This is a genomic window from Kothea flammea (assembly GCF_052161645.1).
Classification (GTDB): Bacteria; Planctomycetota; Planctomycetia; order Pirellulales; family Pirellulaceae; genus Laterigemmans.
This window is the reverse complement of record NZ_CP197414.1, coordinates 6,239,340-6,257,573: the sequence shown is the minus strand read 5'-3', so window position 1 is coordinate 6,257,573 and position 18,234 is coordinate 6,239,340. Positions and strand designations below refer to the sequence as shown.

At 57.7% G+C, this 18,234-nt stretch carries 10 protein-coding genes; 4 read left to right on the top strand and 6 right to left on the bottom strand.

Annotated elements, in window-relative coordinates:
- The first annotated feature begins 98 nt into the window (after window positions 1-98).
- Complete coding sequence (locus SH139x_RS23265; RefSeq protein ID WP_488352154.1) at window positions 99-4,400, top strand: neutral/alkaline non-lysosomal ceramidase N-terminal domain-containing protein; 4,302 nt, start codon at window positions 99-101, stop codon at window positions 4,398-4,400.
- Here the strand turns inward: SH139x_RS23265 and SH139x_RS23260 are convergent.
- The 4 genes from SH139x_RS23260 to SH139x_RS23245 form a co-directional block, all read right to left on the bottom strand.
- On the bottom strand, window positions 4,371-4,682 hold the full coding sequence (locus tag SH139x_RS23260; RefSeq protein WP_488352153.1) for a DUF1805 domain-containing protein: 312 nt from the start codon (window positions 4,680-4,682) through the stop codon (window positions 4,371-4,373). The two genes, SH139x_RS23265 and SH139x_RS23260, sit on opposite strands and share 30 nt — an antisense overlap.
- A gap of 97 nt (window positions 4,683-4,779) precedes the next feature.
- Window positions 4,780-6,012, bottom strand: coding sequence for a tetratricopeptide repeat protein (locus SH139x_RS23255; protein ID WP_488352152.1), 1,233 nt, complete (start codon window positions 6,010-6,012; stop codon window positions 4,780-4,782).
- Window positions 6,005-7,918 (bottom strand): CRTAC1 family protein, encoded by a 1,914-nt coding sequence (locus SH139x_RS23250; RefSeq protein WP_488352151.1) that lies wholly within the window; start codon window positions 7,916-7,918, stop codon window positions 6,005-6,007. The genes SH139x_RS23255 and SH139x_RS23250 overlap by 8 nt, the downstream gene beginning before the upstream one ends.
- Window positions 7,919-7,978: 60 nt before the next feature.
- Complete coding sequence (locus tag SH139x_RS23245) at window positions 7,979-8,599, bottom strand: DUF3179 domain-containing (seleno)protein (protein ID WP_488352150.1); 621 nt, start codon at window positions 8,597-8,599, stop codon at window positions 7,979-7,981.
- A gap of 224 nt (window positions 8,600-8,823) precedes the next feature.
- Between SH139x_RS23245 and SH139x_RS23240 the strand changes: the two genes are divergently transcribed.
- The 3 genes from SH139x_RS23240 to SH139x_RS23230 all read left to right on the top strand — a co-directional run bounded on the left by SH139x_RS23240 (window position 8,824) and on the right by SH139x_RS23230 (window position 12,398).
- Window positions 8,824-10,236 carry a tetratricopeptide repeat protein gene (locus SH139x_RS23240; RefSeq protein ID WP_488352149.1) on the top strand — a complete coding sequence of 471 codons (1,413 nt, stop codon included), beginning with the start codon at window positions 8,824-8,826 and terminating at the stop codon, window positions 10,234-10,236.
- A 379-nt stretch (window positions 10,237-10,615) separates the two neighbouring features.
- Entirely contained in the window at window positions 10,616-11,725 is a 1,110-nt protein-coding gene (locus SH139x_RS23235; protein ID WP_488356066.1) for a DUF1559 family PulG-like putative transporter, read from the top strand.
- A 199-nt stretch (window positions 11,726-11,924) separates the two neighbouring features.
- Entirely contained in the window at window positions 11,925-12,398 is a 474-nt protein-coding gene (locus SH139x_RS23230; protein ID WP_488352148.1) for a transthyretin-like family protein, read from the top strand.
- 128 nt (window positions 12,399-12,526) lie between these two features.
- Here SH139x_RS23230 and SH139x_RS23225 read toward each other — a convergent pair whose 3' ends face one another.
- Both SH139x_RS23225 and SH139x_RS23220 read right to left on the bottom strand, forming a co-directional pair.
- Complete coding sequence (locus tag SH139x_RS23225) at window positions 12,527-13,999, bottom strand: DUF1501 domain-containing protein (RefSeq protein ID WP_488352147.1); 1,473 nt, start codon at window positions 13,997-13,999, stop codon at window positions 12,527-12,529.
- Window positions 13,989-18,173, bottom strand: a complete 4,185-nt coding sequence (locus SH139x_RS23220) for a DUF1553 domain-containing protein (protein WP_488352146.1) — start codon at window positions 18,171-18,173, stop codon at window positions 13,989-13,991. Before SH139x_RS23220 ends, SH139x_RS23225 begins: the two co-directional genes overlap by 11 nt.
- Window positions 18,174-18,234: the final 61 nt, after the last annotated feature.

Below are 18,234 nucleotides of genomic sequence, written 5' to 3'. Positions count from 1 at the left end.
CCGAGTACAGAGCGAAGGTCAACAAAAACACCCCCACCGTAATTGGCATCGCCACCCACCACGAATCGCGCAACTTGCGTCCCATCCGCGAGGCCCTGATGAATTATCGACTGCACAATTTTCCCAGCTTGGTTCGTGTTTCGCGAGCGGCCCTGCTGTTTGCCGGTCTGCTGGTGTTAAGCGGTGCCCTGAACGGTGCCGCTCGCGCAACAGCTGCCGACCCATCGTGGGACAGTTTGCAGTGGGCCGGTTTTAGCAAACTTGATATCACGCCCCAGGAGCCGGTGCGACTCAGCGGGTATGCGGTGCGGGCTGGTTTGCACACTGCTGTTGCCGATCCGCTGAGTGTCCGCGTGTTGGCACTCGCTCCGGCAGCCGACGCGGATCAAGCCACGCTGCTGCTGGTTTCGATCGACAGCATTGGAGTGACCAGTAAGTTGACGACCGCCACGGCCAACTGGGTTCAGCAGGAGTATGGCATTTCACGGGCCCAGTTGGTGCTCAGCAGCACGCACTCCCATGCCGCTCCGCATCTGGCTGGTGGACTGACGAACCTCTACAGCGTCCCCTCAACACCGGAGGAGACGGCCGCCACCGCGCGTTACACGCAGCAGTTGGAGGAGACCATTCGCCAGGCAATTCAATTGGCCATGCAGGCGCGACAGCCCGCGGAGTTATCGATCGGTGCGGCGACCGTGGACTTTCCCACTAACCGCCGGCTGTTGCGGAGTGGCGGTTGGGTTGGCATCGGTGAGCATCCCGAGGGGCAGGTCGATCAACAAGCGCGCGTGCTCTGCGTGCGCTCGCCCGACGGCACGCTGCTCGGCGCGACGATGCAAGTCGCCTGTCATTGCACGACGATGGGGGGTGGTTTTGAGCAAGTCAGTGGCGACTGGGCGGGCCTCGCCGCCAGCCGTTTGGAACAACTGCATCGGTCCGCCATTTTTCTGCCAGTGATTGGTTGTGGAGCCGATGCCAACCCCAGCCCGCGCGGTTCATATGAATTGGCCCAGCGTCACGCGGCCAACTTGGTCGATGCCGTGCAGAGTGTCTTGGCGAACGAACAGCGAACGGCGCTCAAAGCGTTCCCCCAAGCCCGCTTTGGATACGCGGGCTTGGTCCCCGAGCAACCCTCTCAAGAAACGATCAATCAACGGCTGGCCAGCGACAATCCCAACGAACGCAATTGGGCCGAACAGATGATCAAAATCCGCCAGCAAATGGGACGGCTGCCCGAATCGTATCCCATGCCAATCCACACTTGGCGATTTGGTGACGCGTTGACTTGGGTTTTTCTCGGTGGCGAGGTGGTCGTCGATTATCAATTTCGGCTGGAGCGAGAATTAACAACCGATGCAACTTGGGTGGCCGCCTATTGTGATGATGTATTCGCTTACGTGGCCAGCGAAGCGATGCGTGCGGAAGGAGGTTATGAGGTTGATAGTTCGATGATCTATTATCTACAACCTGGCCGTTGGGAAAGTGGGACGCAGGCGTTGATCGTGCGCCGCGTGCGAGAGATTTGGCAACAGCCGCAACCTGAGGAAATTGGTCTCCCGGCTAAGCAAGCGTTGCGAGCGATTCAGGTGCCCGCCGACTTTCGTGTCGAACTCGTCGCCAGCGAACCGCTGGTTACCGACCCCGTCAACTTGGCTTTTGGTTTTGACGGCAAGGTTTGGGTCGTGGAGATGAATGACTACCCTCTCGGTGTGCCCGGTGGCGGACGCGTCAAATGGTTGCGCGACAACGACGGCGATGGTCAGCTCGATGAAGCCACGGTCTTTTTGGATCAGCTCTCCTATCCGACCAGCGTCTTTCCGTGGCGAGATGGCGTGTTGATAATCGCCGCACCTCACATCTTGTTTGCCAAAGATACGACTGGCGACGGCGTGGCAGATTACCAAGAAGTCTTATTGAGCGGCATCGCCGAGGCCAACCCCCAGCACCGGGCCAGCGGTTTTGAATGGGGACTCGACGGCTGGCTGCATTTAGGTTGTGGCCATGGCACGCGGGAATTGATCTCAGCCCGCAATGGCGAGACATATGTCGTTAACGGCCACGATGTTGCGTGGCAACCCGATACGGGCGAGCTGAGAATCAGTGGTGGCGAGACGCAATTCGTACGAGCTCGTGATGCTTTCGGGAACTGGTTTGGCAACTCCAATAGTTTGCCAATGTATCAATTTGTGATCCCCCAGCGTTATCGAGAGCAGCAACAAATCTCCGGCTCCGCGGAGCACCATCTGCTGACTCCGGCGACGGCGCCCCCGGTGTTGCCCGCCAGTCGCACCGTCGATCGCTTTAACGATCTGTTTGCCGCTCAGCGTTTTACCAGCGCGTGCAGCGCCACGGTGGCTCGCGTTCCCGGAATTCTCAGCGGCGATGGTCAGTTGACCGAAGCCTTCATTTGCGAACCGGTGCACAACCTTGTCGCCAGGTTTGTGCTGCGACCCGACGGAGCTGTCTTCTCGGCAAGCCGCCACGCCGACGACACCAACGTGGATTTCTTTGCCTCGACCGATGTCTGGTCACGCCCGGTGCGGGTGGCAAATGCTCCCGACGGAACCCTCTGGGTGCTCGACATGACGCGCCGCGTGATCGAACATCCCGAATGGATTCCGACCGCTTGGCAACAAAGTATGGATCTTCGCGCGGGCTCGCAGCAGGGACGCATTTATCGCGTTTCCCGCCGCGATTTCCAGCCCACCACGTTGGGACCGTTTTCTGACGAAGCGGAACATCTATTGCAAATGCTGGCGAGCGACAACGGGGTGCTCCGCGACTTGGCTGGGCAACGTATTGTCGAATTAAACACCACGCGCCGGGCCGATCAAGCAGGCATCGCGAGCGAAGAGGGTGCTGCTGCTGAGTTGGCTGCTGCAGTCCGCCAATTGATCGATACGGCTGAGCATCCGGCCGCGCGAGCCAGCGCTTTGGGCGTCTTGGCGGCGACCGGCTGGTTGACCTCGAACGACCTGGTCTCGGGGCTAACGCAATCCGACGGGCGAGTGGTTGCGGGGGCTTTGCGATTGGCCGAAGCGTTACCCCAGCGGAGCCCACAACTGGACGCGGCGATGCTCGCGGTCGCCGATCGTCAGCTGGGACCGCAGGTCGATCTTCAATGGGTGCTGACAATTATCGGCATGCCGGAACTGGACAGCGCGGCGGCGTTGAAACAAATCGCCCAGCGACACGCGGCGGAGCCATGGATCGGCAAATCGCTGACGTTGGTGCATGGCGAAACTCAAGCCTGGAGCGTGCTCAGCGCGATCTTGGAGCGACTGCAAACGCAAAGCTGGGAACAAGTCGGCAACTTCAGTGAACTGGTGACCCCCGCTCAATCGCTTTGGCGGCGGAGTCCAGCGAGCGCTCGGCTGACTCACCTCGAAAGCCAACTCGCCATTTGGCAGCCAGCGTCCCATCCACTTCGGCCCGCTGACGTGTTGCTGTTGACCCTCTTGGCCACCAGTCCTTCTGAAGACGCAGTCAGCCAGCGTGCGGAAAGCCAGCAGACAGAATTGCGGCAGCGAATGTTCGAGGCTTTACAGGCAATCACCAGTCCGGCCGCGATGCGACTGGCGTTGCTGCAGTTGGTAGGTTCCGGATTGTTTGCACCGGAGCAAAGGACGACACTAATCATCCATCTGCTGGAAGATGCTGACCCCGAGTTAAGGCTGGCGGCGATCGCGGCCAGTCGGCGTCTGCGAGATGCCGAGATTGACCAGCGAATGCTCAGCGGCTGGGAAAGGTTCACGCTGGGTGAACGGCAACAAGCGGCTGCCGCTCTCCTCAGCCACCAAGCGGGCGTGTTGCGGTTGCTAGCTGCTTTGGAACAAGGGGTGATCCGCAAACAAACGCTCGATTTGGTTACAATTCGCCAGTTGCGAGATAACTTTGACCGCGTCGTTCGTTCCCGAGCGATTGCCGTGTTGGGACAGCCCACACCACGTTCACAAGTGGTCCAACAATTCCTCGCCGAGATGAACTCGCCACCCCGCAAAGCATCGGACCAGGGAGCGCAACTCTTCCTACAGCATTGCGCCGTGTGCCATGATGCGACAGGTGGCCAGCCGATCGGCCCGGTGATCAATAATTTGGCTCATTGGACGAACGAGCAGTGGGTTAAAGCGATCATGGATCCCAACGAAACGGTCGAACCCAAGTACCACCAGGCTTCGCTGCTGACGCATGATGGGCGGGTGCTGGTGGGTATGATCGAGTCTCAGGACGAGCGGACGATTCAGCTGGCCACGGCCGACGGAAAACATCAAACATTCCCGGCCGCCGAGATTGAAAGCGTCGAACCCTCGTTGGTGTCGCTGATGCCGGAGGGGTTTGAGGAAAAGCTAACACCGGCTCAGCTGGCAGAATTAATCGCCTATCTTCGCAGCCGCTCGTAACATGGTTTCTACAGCCTCACGGCCGCTGCAACCAGGCTCCACGCCCATCGCGGCCGCCGCCGGTGTCACGCCAACAATCTTTGCTTCCAGCAGATCCTCCGGCAGCACCAGCGGCTGGGCTGGCGTCCCCTTGGCAATCGCAATCGCTTGACCAAACTCAGCGGCTGTTGCCAAGTCGTAAATCCCACAGCCCACAATGCCAACCTTGGTGATGATGGAACAGTATTGACCGCCCAGCCAACGCTGGGCCGTGCCGATGGCGGTACCATGTTCAAATTCCATGGAGCATCGATCGGAGATGGGCAAGTGGCTTGTTGCGGAGAGTTGCTCTGACATGAATCCGACTAGTTGATGGTGGTGATTACTTAAGTGGTGTTGATCAATTGATTTGCGGTGATGAAATTTCGTTGAGCGCCTCGGCGGCCGGTTGCATGCCCGGGTTGATCGCCAACGCGGCGCGATACCAGCTGACGGCCAACTCGGGCTTGCCCAACTGCGCCGCGAGTTTGCCAATCTGGTAGCGAATATTGGCATTGGTCATCTGATTGATGGCATCGATTTGCAAATCAGAAAATTGTTGCCAGAGGATTTGCAGCTCATCGGCTCGCTGGGCGTGCAGTTTCGATTCATCGTTTTCTCCCAACCGCGTCAGCACTTGGCTGAGCTGAGTGCGGGCGCTGTGGCTGTAAGGATCGGCCTTAACCGCTTGTCGCAGCAGGCTGGCCGCTGCGGGTAATTCTCCGTCAACGAGTTGAACTTGGGCATTCAGTTGTAACGTTTTGACATCATCAGGTTGCGCGGCCAAAGCTTCGGCGGCGAGCTCCTTCGCCGATTCCAGCTCACCCAAGTTCATTTTGCACTCCGCCAACATGCGGCTCTTGCGCGCCGAAGTGGGGCAGTTTGCTAGTTGTTCCACAGCGATCGCGTACTCTCGTTGCTTGATGTGGCAGTCGGCTAATTCCAACCAGATGTTCGCCACGTTTGCCTGATTAGGATCGCGGCGGAGTGTTTCCTGATAATGAGGAATGGCGATCTCCGGTCTCTCGTAATCATAATTGATCAGCCCCATCAAGCGGTCCGGGCGAGGGTCTGCGGGATCCAATCGTGAGACGGCTTGCAAATGCAAGATCGCGTTATCCATCGCACCAAGATCAAAATACATCGCTCCCAACCAACGATGCGCGGGAACGCAGTAAGGATCGCGTGTGAGGGCTTCTTCCCACAGCAATTTCGCGTTACCTATGGCGTTCATCTCATAAGCCGCTTGGCCCGCCAACACCCGTGACTCTACTTCCAAGTCGGGATGCGCCATCGGCAACCGGAGTTTTTCCAACGCGGCCTGTGGTTTTTCGTTTTTCAATTCCAACACGGCTTGAAAAAAGGCAGCGTGAAATTCGTAGCGGGGATCGTTTGCTAAAACTTCAGCCGCTTGCGCAATTCCGGCTGGGTCATCCTCGTTCAGCGCTTGCATGCCCAGTTCGGCGTGCCGCGCCGGGTCGTGCCACCATTGCCAACCCAACGAACCGGCAAAGCCCAGCAACAAGGCAAGTGTTAAGAATTTCGGCAGCTTTCCGCCAGTTTTGGTCGCCGCCAAGGAGTCTGGTTCATTCATGATTCGGCTCCACAACTCTCAGCAATTGATTTGCCGAAAGCTCGGTAAATTCAGTTTCTTGCCCGCTGGGCCAAGTGATCACCAGGCGATCAATTTTAGTCGCCGCCCCTAATCCCCAGCTTAGTCTTCTTTGGCTGGTCGATAAATAACTTCCACCACCATAACGAATTCGCATCCGTTGGGTTGTTGTTTTTTCGGCTGCTCCGCCGGCGGCTGCTCCCCCCACGCTGCTTGCGGTTTGCTCGTCGCGGTAATGGATCGTGGCCACGGCCCCCACGGCATCTCGATTCGAGGCTCGGCCGACAAGTTCCAACTGAAACCAATGGTTCAAGGTGTCGTCTCGGTTTTCAACCACCGCGAGGGGCGCGTTTATGTTGGAGTAGACCAAATCAAGGTCTCCGTCGTTATCGAGGTCGCCCGCCGCCAAGCCACGTCCCTCGTGCGGTTGCATCAAATAATTGTCGGCATCATAGGTGACTCGTTGAAACCGGCCCGCCTTGTTCTCCAGCACGAGCGGCAACTGGGCGCGGGGCGATGCGGAGGGATAAAGAATGACATGCCCGTTGTTGACTAAGATGTCTTCGTCACCATCGAGATCGAGATCGACGCAGACGGTTCCGAAACCGACAAACAAACCTCCCAGGACATTCAAGCCGGCGATGTCACTGACGTGGAGAAAGGCGGCTGGTCCTTCGTTGCGATACAAGGCAAAGTCCTCGCGTTCGTAGTTCGTAACCCAGATGTCGGGACGACCGCTGTGGTTAAAATCTAATAGCCCCAGTCCCATGCTGCCGTTGGGGATGCCCGCTTTATCAGCAGCCGAACCACTGAGCATGGCGATCTCGCGAAATGGGGCCTTGCCATCGGAAGCCAACAGGAAATTGTTGACGGTGTCATTGGCAACATAAAAATCGATCGAGCCATTTTGATCGAAATCGGCCGCCAACACACCCAAACCTTTGCCCTCGGGCTGTAAATTCCATTCCGCCGTAACATCTTCAAACGTGCCATCACCGCGGGCAAGGTATAAGCTGTCGGGGAGGCCCGTGTATTCGCGAGGTGGGCAGATGTCGCGTTCTTCCGCCGTGCGACCACGACAAAAAGGATGATTGTCGAACGACCAATCAACGTAGTGTGTCACGTAGAGGTCGAGCAGACCATCGCCATTGACATCGGCCCAAGCACAACCGCTGCTCCACAATTGGTCGCCAAGTCCCGCTGCTTGCGCCATTTCACGAAATGTCCCATCCCCCTGGTTCCGCCAAAGCTGTAAACCGCCATAGCCGGAGATCAACACGTCGGGGAATCCGTCCGCGTCGTAGTCATTCACGAAAGCACCATGCGTGTAACGGGGTGTGGAAAAACCGGCACCCGCTTGCTGACCAACGGCCCGCAATGATTGGCCCTCCAAGTTGCGGAACAGTTCGCTGGGAAATCCAACCGCGGTTTGATCGACAAAGGTTCCGCCACCGGGGCAAAACAGATCGGTCCAGCCATCCAGATCAAAATCGATCATACCAACGCCGCCACCCAGCGATTCCAGAATCGTGTACTGATTGGCGGACTGACCATTTTGATAAACAAACCCCACGTCCCAGCGGTCGGTTTGATCCGCCAGCGGCAGTCGCTGTGATTGCGTCGCTTGATCGGCCCGATCGTTCGTTGCCAAGGGGTTCTGCGAATTCGCTTGCTGAGGTGGCCGTAGTTTGGCCGCCGCCCGCTCGTCGTCAAGCGTTGCGTCGGTCGGCTTTGACTGGCGATCACAACCCACGGCGAAAACAAGGCTGGCCAGCAGCAGCCAGCTCAGCAGTGGGTGGACTTCTTGCCGTAGCGGAGTCGTCTTCCGGTGGTGCAGTGGGGCAATGCGATTGTGCTGGGCGGAGAAACGAACAAGGGCCGCGAGCATAGCGATGGGCCTGGAGAGGTGTTGCGCGGGGGAAAAGCAAACGACCGCGGGACGGGGGAGTTAATTCGACATGGTATCCTTCCGCTGCACGCCAGCGTAGACCAGGGTATCGGGGTGCTCGAAACGCCATTCCAGCCAAGTGGTGCGGACAGGCTCGATCGTTTGCAAGCCGGGGATCGAGTCGATTTGACGAAACTGCTGTGCTTGATAAGTAAGCCCCAGGGCACCTTCGATCAAGCCGATGGTCCCCATTTCCAAGCTAGCTTGGCTCAGTGCATCTTCCGGCGTAAAGACCCGGACACAGTCGGTTCGATCGCAGTAGGTGATGCTGATGGGACGCATTTGTCCCAAGCGTCCAGCCACTAAATCATTGACCACGTGCTCCATCATGCCGCTCAGTCGATGCAGCGGATAGGCGCGGGCTTGGCCATCGACAACCACGCCGATCACCGCTGCATCGGGCGGCAAATCGGCTTCGGCCGCCGGCACCATCGGGGGACGCTCCACACCGCTGACCACCATCGGAGTGCTGACCATGGGGTCGCCGCTGGGCGGATCGATCACCGCGCGGGCCTCGGGCGAAGTGTCCTTCAGCAGTTCTGCTTTAGTCGGATATTGCTTGCCGCATCCCCAGCAGGTCATCAACAGGCCCATCGAGATCGTCCACACCCCAGCAGACATTGATTTTGAACTCGCGGGGATCAGGCTGAAGCTTGAGCGGGAGCGCGGCAAGTTGGCCGCTGCCCCGCAGAGCTTATTCGTCGGGGTGGGCCGCATGAGGGGGCTGAGTTTATTTAGCTGGGCGAGCCGAATCATCGGGGATTGCCTGATGCAGAAGAGGAACCGATACCCTCTCCGGTTCGTGCTGATATAGTACGAACTAGAGACGATTTATTCTTTCTATCATGGTTTCTTACGTTGGGACGGGCAAGTTGGCTGACAAATCCACAAACAAACCGCGGCGCTCGCGAGTCCGAACTTGGTGGCTGCTGGTGCTTCTGGTCGGACTTTTGAACATTGCGGCTTGGCAACGTCCCCGCGTCGCCAACTGGCTGGGACAACTGGCAACCATCGCCGCTTCTTCGGACGATGCGGCCGGTGTGGAGCGTTGGACTGGTTGGGCAAAGTGGGTTCACCCGGAGGCTCCGCAAGCGGAATTCGCCCTGGCTCGCCAGCAACGTCGCTTGGGGGAATTTGAGCAAGCGCGCAAACACTTGCAGCGAGCTCGAATTTGGGGCGTTTCCAGCGGACAAGTTGAGTTTGAACAATGGCTCACGACGGCTCAAAGTGGGGCGATGTCGACCGCCGGGCCGCAATTAGCTGCCTTGCTGGGCAACGATGGCTTCAATCAAGCGGAGGTGGTCGAAGCGTATGTGCAAGGTTACATGCGGATGCGTGACTTCCGGACCGCCACCACGTTGCTGCAAGCTTGGATCCAGGACTTTCCCGATGATCCCCGGCCGCACGCTTGGCTGGGGCTGATTTTTGTCGAACAGCGAGCCACCGAGCCAGCCGAAAAAGCGTTTCGGCGAGCCCTCGAGATCGACCCTCGGCAGCCGCTGGCCGCTATTAGCTTGGGCCAGTTATTGGCCGAAGCCAAGCAGCCGGAAGAAGCAATTCCCTACCTGCAAATCGGCTTGACGGAAGATCGTTACGCAGCCGGCGCGGCTGCCAGCTTGGCGCAGGCCCTCCGCGATGAAGGCCGTGGCGAAGAAGCGGATGAAGTGCTGTTGCAAGCGACAAAGCGGTTCCCAGAAGATCACCGGTTGCTGGTCGAACAAGCTGATCGTTTGGTTGAACGAGGTGAGTATCAGGCTGCTGTGGACACCTTGCAGTCGGCCGTCGAGGCGGGGACACGTCGCAGGGAGATTCGCTACGCCTACGCGACCGCTCTACGCGGCTTGGGGCGGCTCGCAGAGGCGACCGAACATTTCGAATATGCTAGTGAGGCGGCTGCTGCCACCGCCGAAGCCAATCAACAAATTTCGCGGCTCACCGACGAACCAAGCAACATCGAACTGCGTTACGCAGTCGGCGCCGCGCATCTAAATTACGGGAACACAGAAGACGGTTTGATGTGGTTAATGAGCGTCTTGGAACTCGACCCAAATCACCAAGCAAGCCATCGCCAGCTGGCCGACTACTACGAGCGCAAAGTCGTTAGTCAACCCGAATTCATCGCCGCGCTACAACGTCACCGCGCACTGGCCGGTCCCACCCCAGCGGAAGTCGTCCCCACGGATATCGCTCCAGGGGATGCTGGTGCTGCTGATGCTTCCGGAACTGCTGAATCTTCTGCAGCAGCTTCACCGGAATGATTAATGAGCCGACTGGCAACCGTTTAAATTTGTTAATGGAGTGTCAAGTGGGCAGGACTTTCCTGCCCCACCTCAATGGTGTGATTACCGGCGCAGCGTTGACTGTTGATGCTTTAGTGGCGTCATAGATCCCTTTAACCGCGATTTCTTGCGGAAATCCCTCGCACTGCGCGGAATTATTTTTCCGAGAAAATGTTGATTCCTGCCGAACAGGTCGCTACAACGACGGAATGGTCTGGGGCATTGTACGCCGTTGGAGTCAGTCGTTGTCCGCTTTTCTAAACGTTTGAGATTCTCCCGCCAGGCCCAAGAGAACGTTGTTTTTGCCGTGATCACGGCTCGTTCATGATTCTAGTTCTTCTGGAGCAATATCATTATGATGCAGCGAAAATCGTTAGCCGGCCGCCGGCCTGCTTTCACACTGGTGGAGCTGCTGGTGGTGATTGCCATCATCGGCATCTTGGTGGGGCTGCTGTTGCCAGCCGTCCAAGCGGCCCGTGAAGCAGCACGACGCATGCAGTGCAGCAACAATCTCAAACAAATTGGTTTGTCTCTGCACAACTATCACGACACCGCGAACCGTCTTCCCCTTTCGGGATTCCAGCACGCGGGTACCACACGTGAGCCCAACACGTGGAACGCCAGCAGTAAAGGAAGCCAGTTGGCTGCGTTACTGCCTTTTATCGAGCAATCCGCGCTCTACCAAAGTATTCCGCGCGCTGTCGCGCAACCTCCGTTGCTCGATCCAGGCCAAAACCCCAGCGCTTCGGAATACCAAGCATGGGTGCCGTCCAACGAGACCGGCTCATTCATGTTTAACGGCATCAGTGTCGAGAAGAGTTTCCACGTCGTGGTACCGACTTACATCTGTCCCTCGTACAGTGGCATGGATCGTTGGCAATGGAGCGATCCAGCCAACATCAACCACCGCGCACTGTCCAACTATGCGGTCAGTATCGGTGCCCAGGCGATGCCATCCCAGGGTGGTTCATGTAACCTCTTCCCCGGTAACATTTTTGGCACCGGGCCTGCCGGTCATGCCAACTCAACCAGTGGCGTCAACGTCTCTGGGATGTTCGGGCGTGGTGAGTGGGGACCGCGATTTGCTGACATTCAAGATGGTCTTTCCAATGTGATTGCAATGGGTGAGATTCTGCCACATAAGAGCGATCACCACTGGAATGGCTGGATGCACTTCAACACCTTGTGGACCGCCACGACCGCGCCGATCAACTTCCCAATCGTCGGTATTGGCGAACCAGGCTGGAATCAAGCTACCAATCCCCTGGGGCTTGATAACAACAACGGTTTGGGTTGCAACGGCTGGCGTAACTGGCAAACCTCGCAAGGTTTCAAATCCGAACACACCGCCGGTGCGCAGTTTGTCTTCGGCGATGGTTCCGTCCACATGTTGGCTGAAACGATCGACTACACCGTCTATAACGCACTCGGCTGTCGTCGTGACGGTCGTGCTGTCCAAATTCCTTAATTTTGACCCGGCAACGATTGTTGCAATTTGTGGGCTGTCGCGTTGCTTTTAGGCTGCTCACACAAAAAACGCCGGCGGTCGGTCAAACTTGTTTGGCCGACCGCCTTTCCGTTCCCTTGGGGCAACCATTGAACGCATCGCGAATTCATGAGGTTCCCAACAGTTCTTCTTCACCACCAGTAAATCCGAATAAGCTGCTATGAAAACACGTGCTATTGTCGGCCTCCTCTGCTTACCGTTCGCTTGTATTTTGGTCGGCTGTGGCCCCGATCTACCAGGCACGGTGCCCGTTACCGGTACAGTCACTCTCGACGGCGCGCCGGTCGAAGGTGCGACCGTGAATTTTCTCAGCGCCGCCGGTTTGGCTGCTTCGGGTAAAACCGATGCGGCGGGCAAATTTAGCCTGAAAACGACCGTCGGTTCGCAGTCGGTCGACGGGGCCACTTTGGGCAGACATCAAGTGGCTATCGTCAAGACGGAATCTGATGGCCAGGCGATGGATGACCCCAAGAAGATGATGGAAGACATGGCCAACAATCCGGCGATCACCAGTGACTTTAAAGTCAAGAACTTGATTCCCGCCAAGTACAATAACCCGACCATGTCACAACTAACCGCTGACGTCACTGAGGGAGGTGCTAATGATTTCACCTTCCCGTTGGCGAGCAAGTAGTTAAGGCAGATAGGTAAAACCACTACATTTCCTGACGCGTCGGGCAACGATCCCAAGCGGATCACCCGTCGCGTCATCGAGCCAGTGTCTCCTCTCGCTCCGCCGACAGTACCGCCCCTTCAAACTCCTCACACACCACGACTATCGATAATTTCCTTGATCAGGTTGCCGTGAACATCGGTGAGGCGGAAATCGCGACCGCCATAGCGAAACGTCAAACGCTCGTGATCGACACCGAGTAAATGCAACACCGTGGCCCACAAGTCATAAACGGTGCGGGGATTTTCAACCGCGTGGTAGCCCAGTTCATCGGTCGCTCCGTAGGCCATTCCGCCGCGCACGCCACCTCCAGCCATCCAAATGCTGAAACCGAAAGGGTTGTGATCGCGGCCGTTGTTGCCCTGAGAAAATGGCGTCCGTCCAAATTCGCCCGCCCAAACCACCAGGGTTTCATCCAACAACCCGCGGGCTCTCAAATCGGTCAATAGGGCGGCAATCGGTTTGTCGACTTGATAACCCATCGCCCCATGGCCCCGCTCCAAGTCTCCGTGTTGATCCCAAGGGTTTGCCGCACCGCCGGCCCCAATCCCTTTGGTGAGGCAACTCAACTCGATAAAGCGAACCCCTTTTTCAACCAAACGACGAGCCAACAAGCATTGGCGGGCGTAGGCGGCGCGGGCCGGGTCGGCCGAATCGACACCGTACAGTTCTCGCGTGGCGGCGGTCTCTTGGCTGATGTCACATAACTCGGGTACTGCGCTCTGCATCCGGAAGGCCGTTTCATAATTCCGAATGGCCGCTTCCACTTCAGCGTCATCCCCGGTGGTCTGCTGAAATTTCGCATCAAACAACTCGGCCAACTCCAAGCGTCGTCGTTGCAGCGCTCGAGGGACTTGCGGCTGAATGTTGCGAATCGCTTCCGGGCGGTCTGCTTGTAAAATCGAGGCTTGGCACTGAGCGGGCAGAAAGCCGCTGCTAAACAGGCTGACGCCACCGTGCGGCGGTACCGCATTCCCGCTTTGCAAAACCACAAAGCCTGGCAAGTTCTCGTTTTCCGTTCCTAGGCCATAAGCGCACCAAGCTCCCGCGCTGGGGTGACCCATGAAGGGAAACCCAGAGTGCATAAAGAAGTTTCCCTGGGCGTGTTCATTCACGGGCGTCGTCATCGAACGCACCACGGCCAGTTCATCAGCCACCTTGGCAATTTCTGGAAACATGCTGCTGATTGGCAAGCCCGACTCACCCGATCGCGAAAACGTAAATGGGCTGGCCATCACGTTGCCGTTGTTATTGAATTGAGTTCGACGAACATTGACCGGCATCGGTTTGCCGTGCAAATCCTTAAGGGCCGGCTTGGGGTCGAACGAATCAACGTGCGAAACGCCCCCCGACATGAAACAGAAGATCACCCGCTTGGCTCTGGCGGGATGATGCGGAGCGGTCAACGCGGCGTTCGGCGGCAACACGTTTACGCTTTGTTTGTCGGCACTTCGCGCCGCGTCAGCTGCCAGCCCAGCCAGCGCTACCGCGCCAAAACCGGTCGATGTCTCTTGCAACCAACGTCGTCTGGAAAAATGCCCCAACTCGCGATCATCGAACATAGATAAATTCCTTGAATGTCAGCATTGCGGCGGCCAATTCGGACCAGATCGTCAGTGGCGTTATCTCGGTCGGCAGCTTCCCCAGTTCGGCCAGTCGCGTTTTACCAGCCGCCTGCTCGCTGCGGAGTCGTAGCACTGCCGCTTGCTCGGTCGCGGTTAACGACTCCAGCACGCGGGCGTCGGGCAAATAGATTGGTGAAGCCATCGCGAGCGTCTTAATTTGTTCGTCGCTTAGGGCTCGATCATATAATTGAGCAGACAAAAACTTGCCCGCCAGCAGTCGATTACCCCCCGCGGGTGAATGCCGCAGACCAAAGCTGACAACCGTTTCCCCGGCTTGAAAATGAAAAGGCCCGTCGCTGCGGTAGGGTTTACCGTAGGGTTGGCCGTTGCGATAGCCGACAATCTGTCCATCCTCATGATAGGCGATGGCGATCTGCACTGGCTGCTCCACCGCTGCGGTTTCTTGCGGCCCTGAAAATGGCTGCGTGCGGGTAAAGCCATCGCTGCCCGCAAGCCACTGGTGTGGGTCCCGTTCACCAAACACGATGGCATCAAAGCGGATTCCATCGCGAGTCTGCACCGTCATCACTCCGCCGCCAGCTTGTTCCAGGGTATCGAGTTGCACCCAGGCGACCAGCGTCTTGGCTCGCAACGATTGCTGCAGTGGGGCGGTCAGCAAGTAGCCAGCTCCACCCGTTTCCAATCGACCTGCCGCGAGCTTTGCCGTCCCCTCGAGTCTTCCTTCCAGATCACTTGGTTGGCCACTTAAGCCTTGCTCAAAATCCCAGCTCAGCAGGGCGGCGGGGAAACCTTCGAGTAGAGCGGCTTGATTGTCCTCAGTCGCCTCTGCCGCCTTCTGCAATTTCTCCTTCAAAGCGTTACGAGCCGGTTCCAAGATGGCTAGCTCGTCCTGTTTGAGTTGGCTAATTTCCTGGCGCAGCGACTGGCCTTGTCGCACGCGCTGGGAAAATGTTTGTTGCGTCTCGGCAAGATAGAGCGTAAGTTGGTCCAGTTCCGCAGCGTCTGGCTGGCGGGCAAACGCGGTCACAAACATTCGCCGCAACCGCTCGCGATCGCTCTTCAGAGTCGGATCCCCGAGCGTCGCTGCTGCCCACTCGCGGGCGTATCGAGCAACTTGGGGGCTGTTCATCATGGCCAGTGATTGCGCTGGCACGTTCGTCGCCTCCCGCCGTCCCACCGTGCTGAAGGGTTCCGGAAAATCGAACGCCCGCAGAAATGGATCGAGGTTGTTTCGCATCACTTGCAGGTAAATGCTCCGCCGCTTGGAGTCGGCGTTTACCGGGGGCCCGTAGCCTAGAGGATCCAGTTGGCCGGTAGTAAGCAGCAAAGTATCGCGAATCACCTCGGCTTCCATCCGCCGCACGTTGGCGTGCGACAACCAATGATTTTCCGGGTCCACTCTTTGACTTGCCGTCGACGGCAACGAGTCTTGTTGCCAAGCTTGGGTGCGAACCAACTGGCGAATCAGCGACTTGAGCGACCAACCCGCAGCGGCAAAATCATTGGCCAGCCAGTCCAGCAATTCAGGGTGCGAGGGCGTTTCCCCCAGCGCTCCGAAATTGTCAGGCGTGGTTACGATCCCGGCACCGAATAAGTGGTGCCAAACTCGGTTCACAATCACACGTTTGGTAAATGGATTTTCGTCGCTCAGCAGGTCTGCCGCCAACTCCAAGCGGCCGCTACCGACTGCTTGATACGGAGTGTCGTTGACTGCGGTGAGAAACCGGCGAGGAACTGGACGCCCCGGAAACTTATGGTTCCCACGCACGAACAACGGCTGTTCGCTCCCCCGCGTTTCATCGAGTCCAGGCACGCGGGTCGGCACCGGAATTTGAGTTTCCAGGGTTCGGTAGGACTGGATCAATTCGGCCGCCTTGCCCAGGCTCGCAAGTTGATTAGGCAAAATCCCCGCGGCAACGCATTGGTCCAGCAACATCGCTTGAGCGTCGCTGGCCTCCTCTTGTTGCCAAGCGACGATCGCCGATTTGATCACGCTGACCAAACCGCTCGCCAGTGTTTCCAAATCAGTGGGCGCCTCAATATCTCGCAGCGTTGCCAACGACTCTGACCTAGCTGTGGGCACGCTGACCCCTTTGGGAACCAGCAACGCTTGACGAATCCCAAACCAAGATCGGGGCTGGTTGTTGACCAACAGCGGAGCGTCTTCCGCCGCGGCCAGTTCCAAGTGAACCGAGTCGCCTTGCCAGTAGCTGAGATCAAAGCGTTGCCAACTCCAATTATTGCCCAGTGTCTTGACTGGATAGACGGTGCCGTTGCGGGGATAGTCCTGCACCACGTACCTTAAACTTGCTGCCGCGTCTCCGATGACTTGAGCCCAAACCTCATAGTCTCCCTCCAGCTCCCAGTCTGGCGACGTCAAACGGGCAGCATCCTTGTTCGACAACAAGTGTGAATAGCTGCCACCTGGATAAATTCCCCAAAAGACTTGTTCACCCTCAGCACGCAAGGCAAACTGGCCCGCTGGCTGGCTGTTTGCCGGTAGACCATACCCGTTTCGATACCAATGTTGATATTGTTCGTCCTGGGATAAATCAAAACGTTGGACACCGGGAGTTGCCAGCAAGGCTTGCCAAGCCTCGGCCTGCTGTTGCTCGGATGCCAACAGAGCCTTCCAGGCAGCGGCCAGGGGCTGGGGTTGGTCAACCACTTTCAGCAGGGGAGTAAGCAGCTTCGCCAAACTGTCCGTCGGAGGTGCCTGCTCCCGCTCGCCAAGCTCATTTAACCAATTGCTCAGCCGCTCGCCGCTGAGATTTGCTTGCCACTCCTCGGCAACGCTTTGCCGAATCTGTTCTTTGAGTTCCGTTAACTGATCTCTGCCCGCGTTTAATCGCGCCGGTAAATCGACCACCGTGCGTCCCGGCCGGCAGGCATTCAGCACCCCATACAACGCGTAATAATCGTCCTGGCTGATCGCATCAAATTTGTGATGGTGGCAACGGGCACAGGAAACGGTCAGCCCCAAAAATGCTTTGGAAAACGCATTGATTTGGTCATCGGTGAAACGCACCCGTTCGTCCAACGCATCGGTGGGAGCAAACCCATGGAAGACCATTCGCCAATGGGCCGTACCAATCGCTGATTCATTCCAGCCTCGCTCGGGATTCGTCCGCGGCTGTTCCAGTAAATCGCCGGCGACATGCTCGCGCAACAATTGGTCATAGGGTACATCGTCGTTGAGCGCGCGAATCAAATAATCGCGATATTGCCAAGCCCCTGGATTCACCGGATCCCCTTCGCTGCCATGCGACTCGGCGTAGCGAATCCAGTCCATCCAATGCCGCGCCCAACGCTCACCATATCGTGAACTAGCAAACAACGTGTCAATCAACGCATCCACACCTCGCGAACGCTCATCGGATGATTCGGTTTTCAAGCGAGAGGTCCAAGTCTGCAGCTCTTCCGGAGTGGGTGGCAGGCCGTGCAAAGTGACAAACAACCGACGCACCAGCACTTCGTCGGCGGCGGGTGGGTTGGGTTCCAGGCCCGCATCGCGAAGGCCGCGGAGGATGAATTGATCAACGGCTTGATCACTCCATTGATTGTCGGTCAATGCGGGCGGCTGCGTGGCTTGGATCGGTTGGAAACTCCACCATTGTTTCCGTTCCGCAAAGGTCGCTTCCCATGATTGGTTTGCTCCCGCAGCATCCGCCGTCGGTGGTTCATCGCGTGGATCGACGGCACCTGCCTCAATCCAGCGTTCAAAATCACTGATCACCGCATCACTTAGGCGAGTGGCTCCCAGCGGCATCTCCAGCCCCTCGATCTGATGCCGCATTACGGCTACTAAAAGGCTGGTTTTGCCTTCGCCCAAGGCAATCGCCGGGCCATTCTCACCGCCGTCGAGCAGTGCTTTACGGTGGTCAACCGCCAACCCACCCTCGGCGGTATCGTGAGAGTTATGGCATTCATAACAATGCTCCACCAATACTGGGCGAATCTTTGATTCGAAAAAAGCAAGCTCAGCGTCGTCGGCCTCAGCGGATGGCCCGTTGGCGATCACCATGGCCGACAAAAGCAGCGACAACCGCATCAGGGGCAACAGCCTCAGGGGCAACAGCCTCAGGGGCAACAGCATCAGGGGCAACAGCCTGGTAGCTGTCACCCAAATGGCATTCAATCGTGCGCTCAACGCTAACTCCTCAAAAAATCGCAGTTCGCTTGGTTCATCCGCTTCACCCCCATGATACATG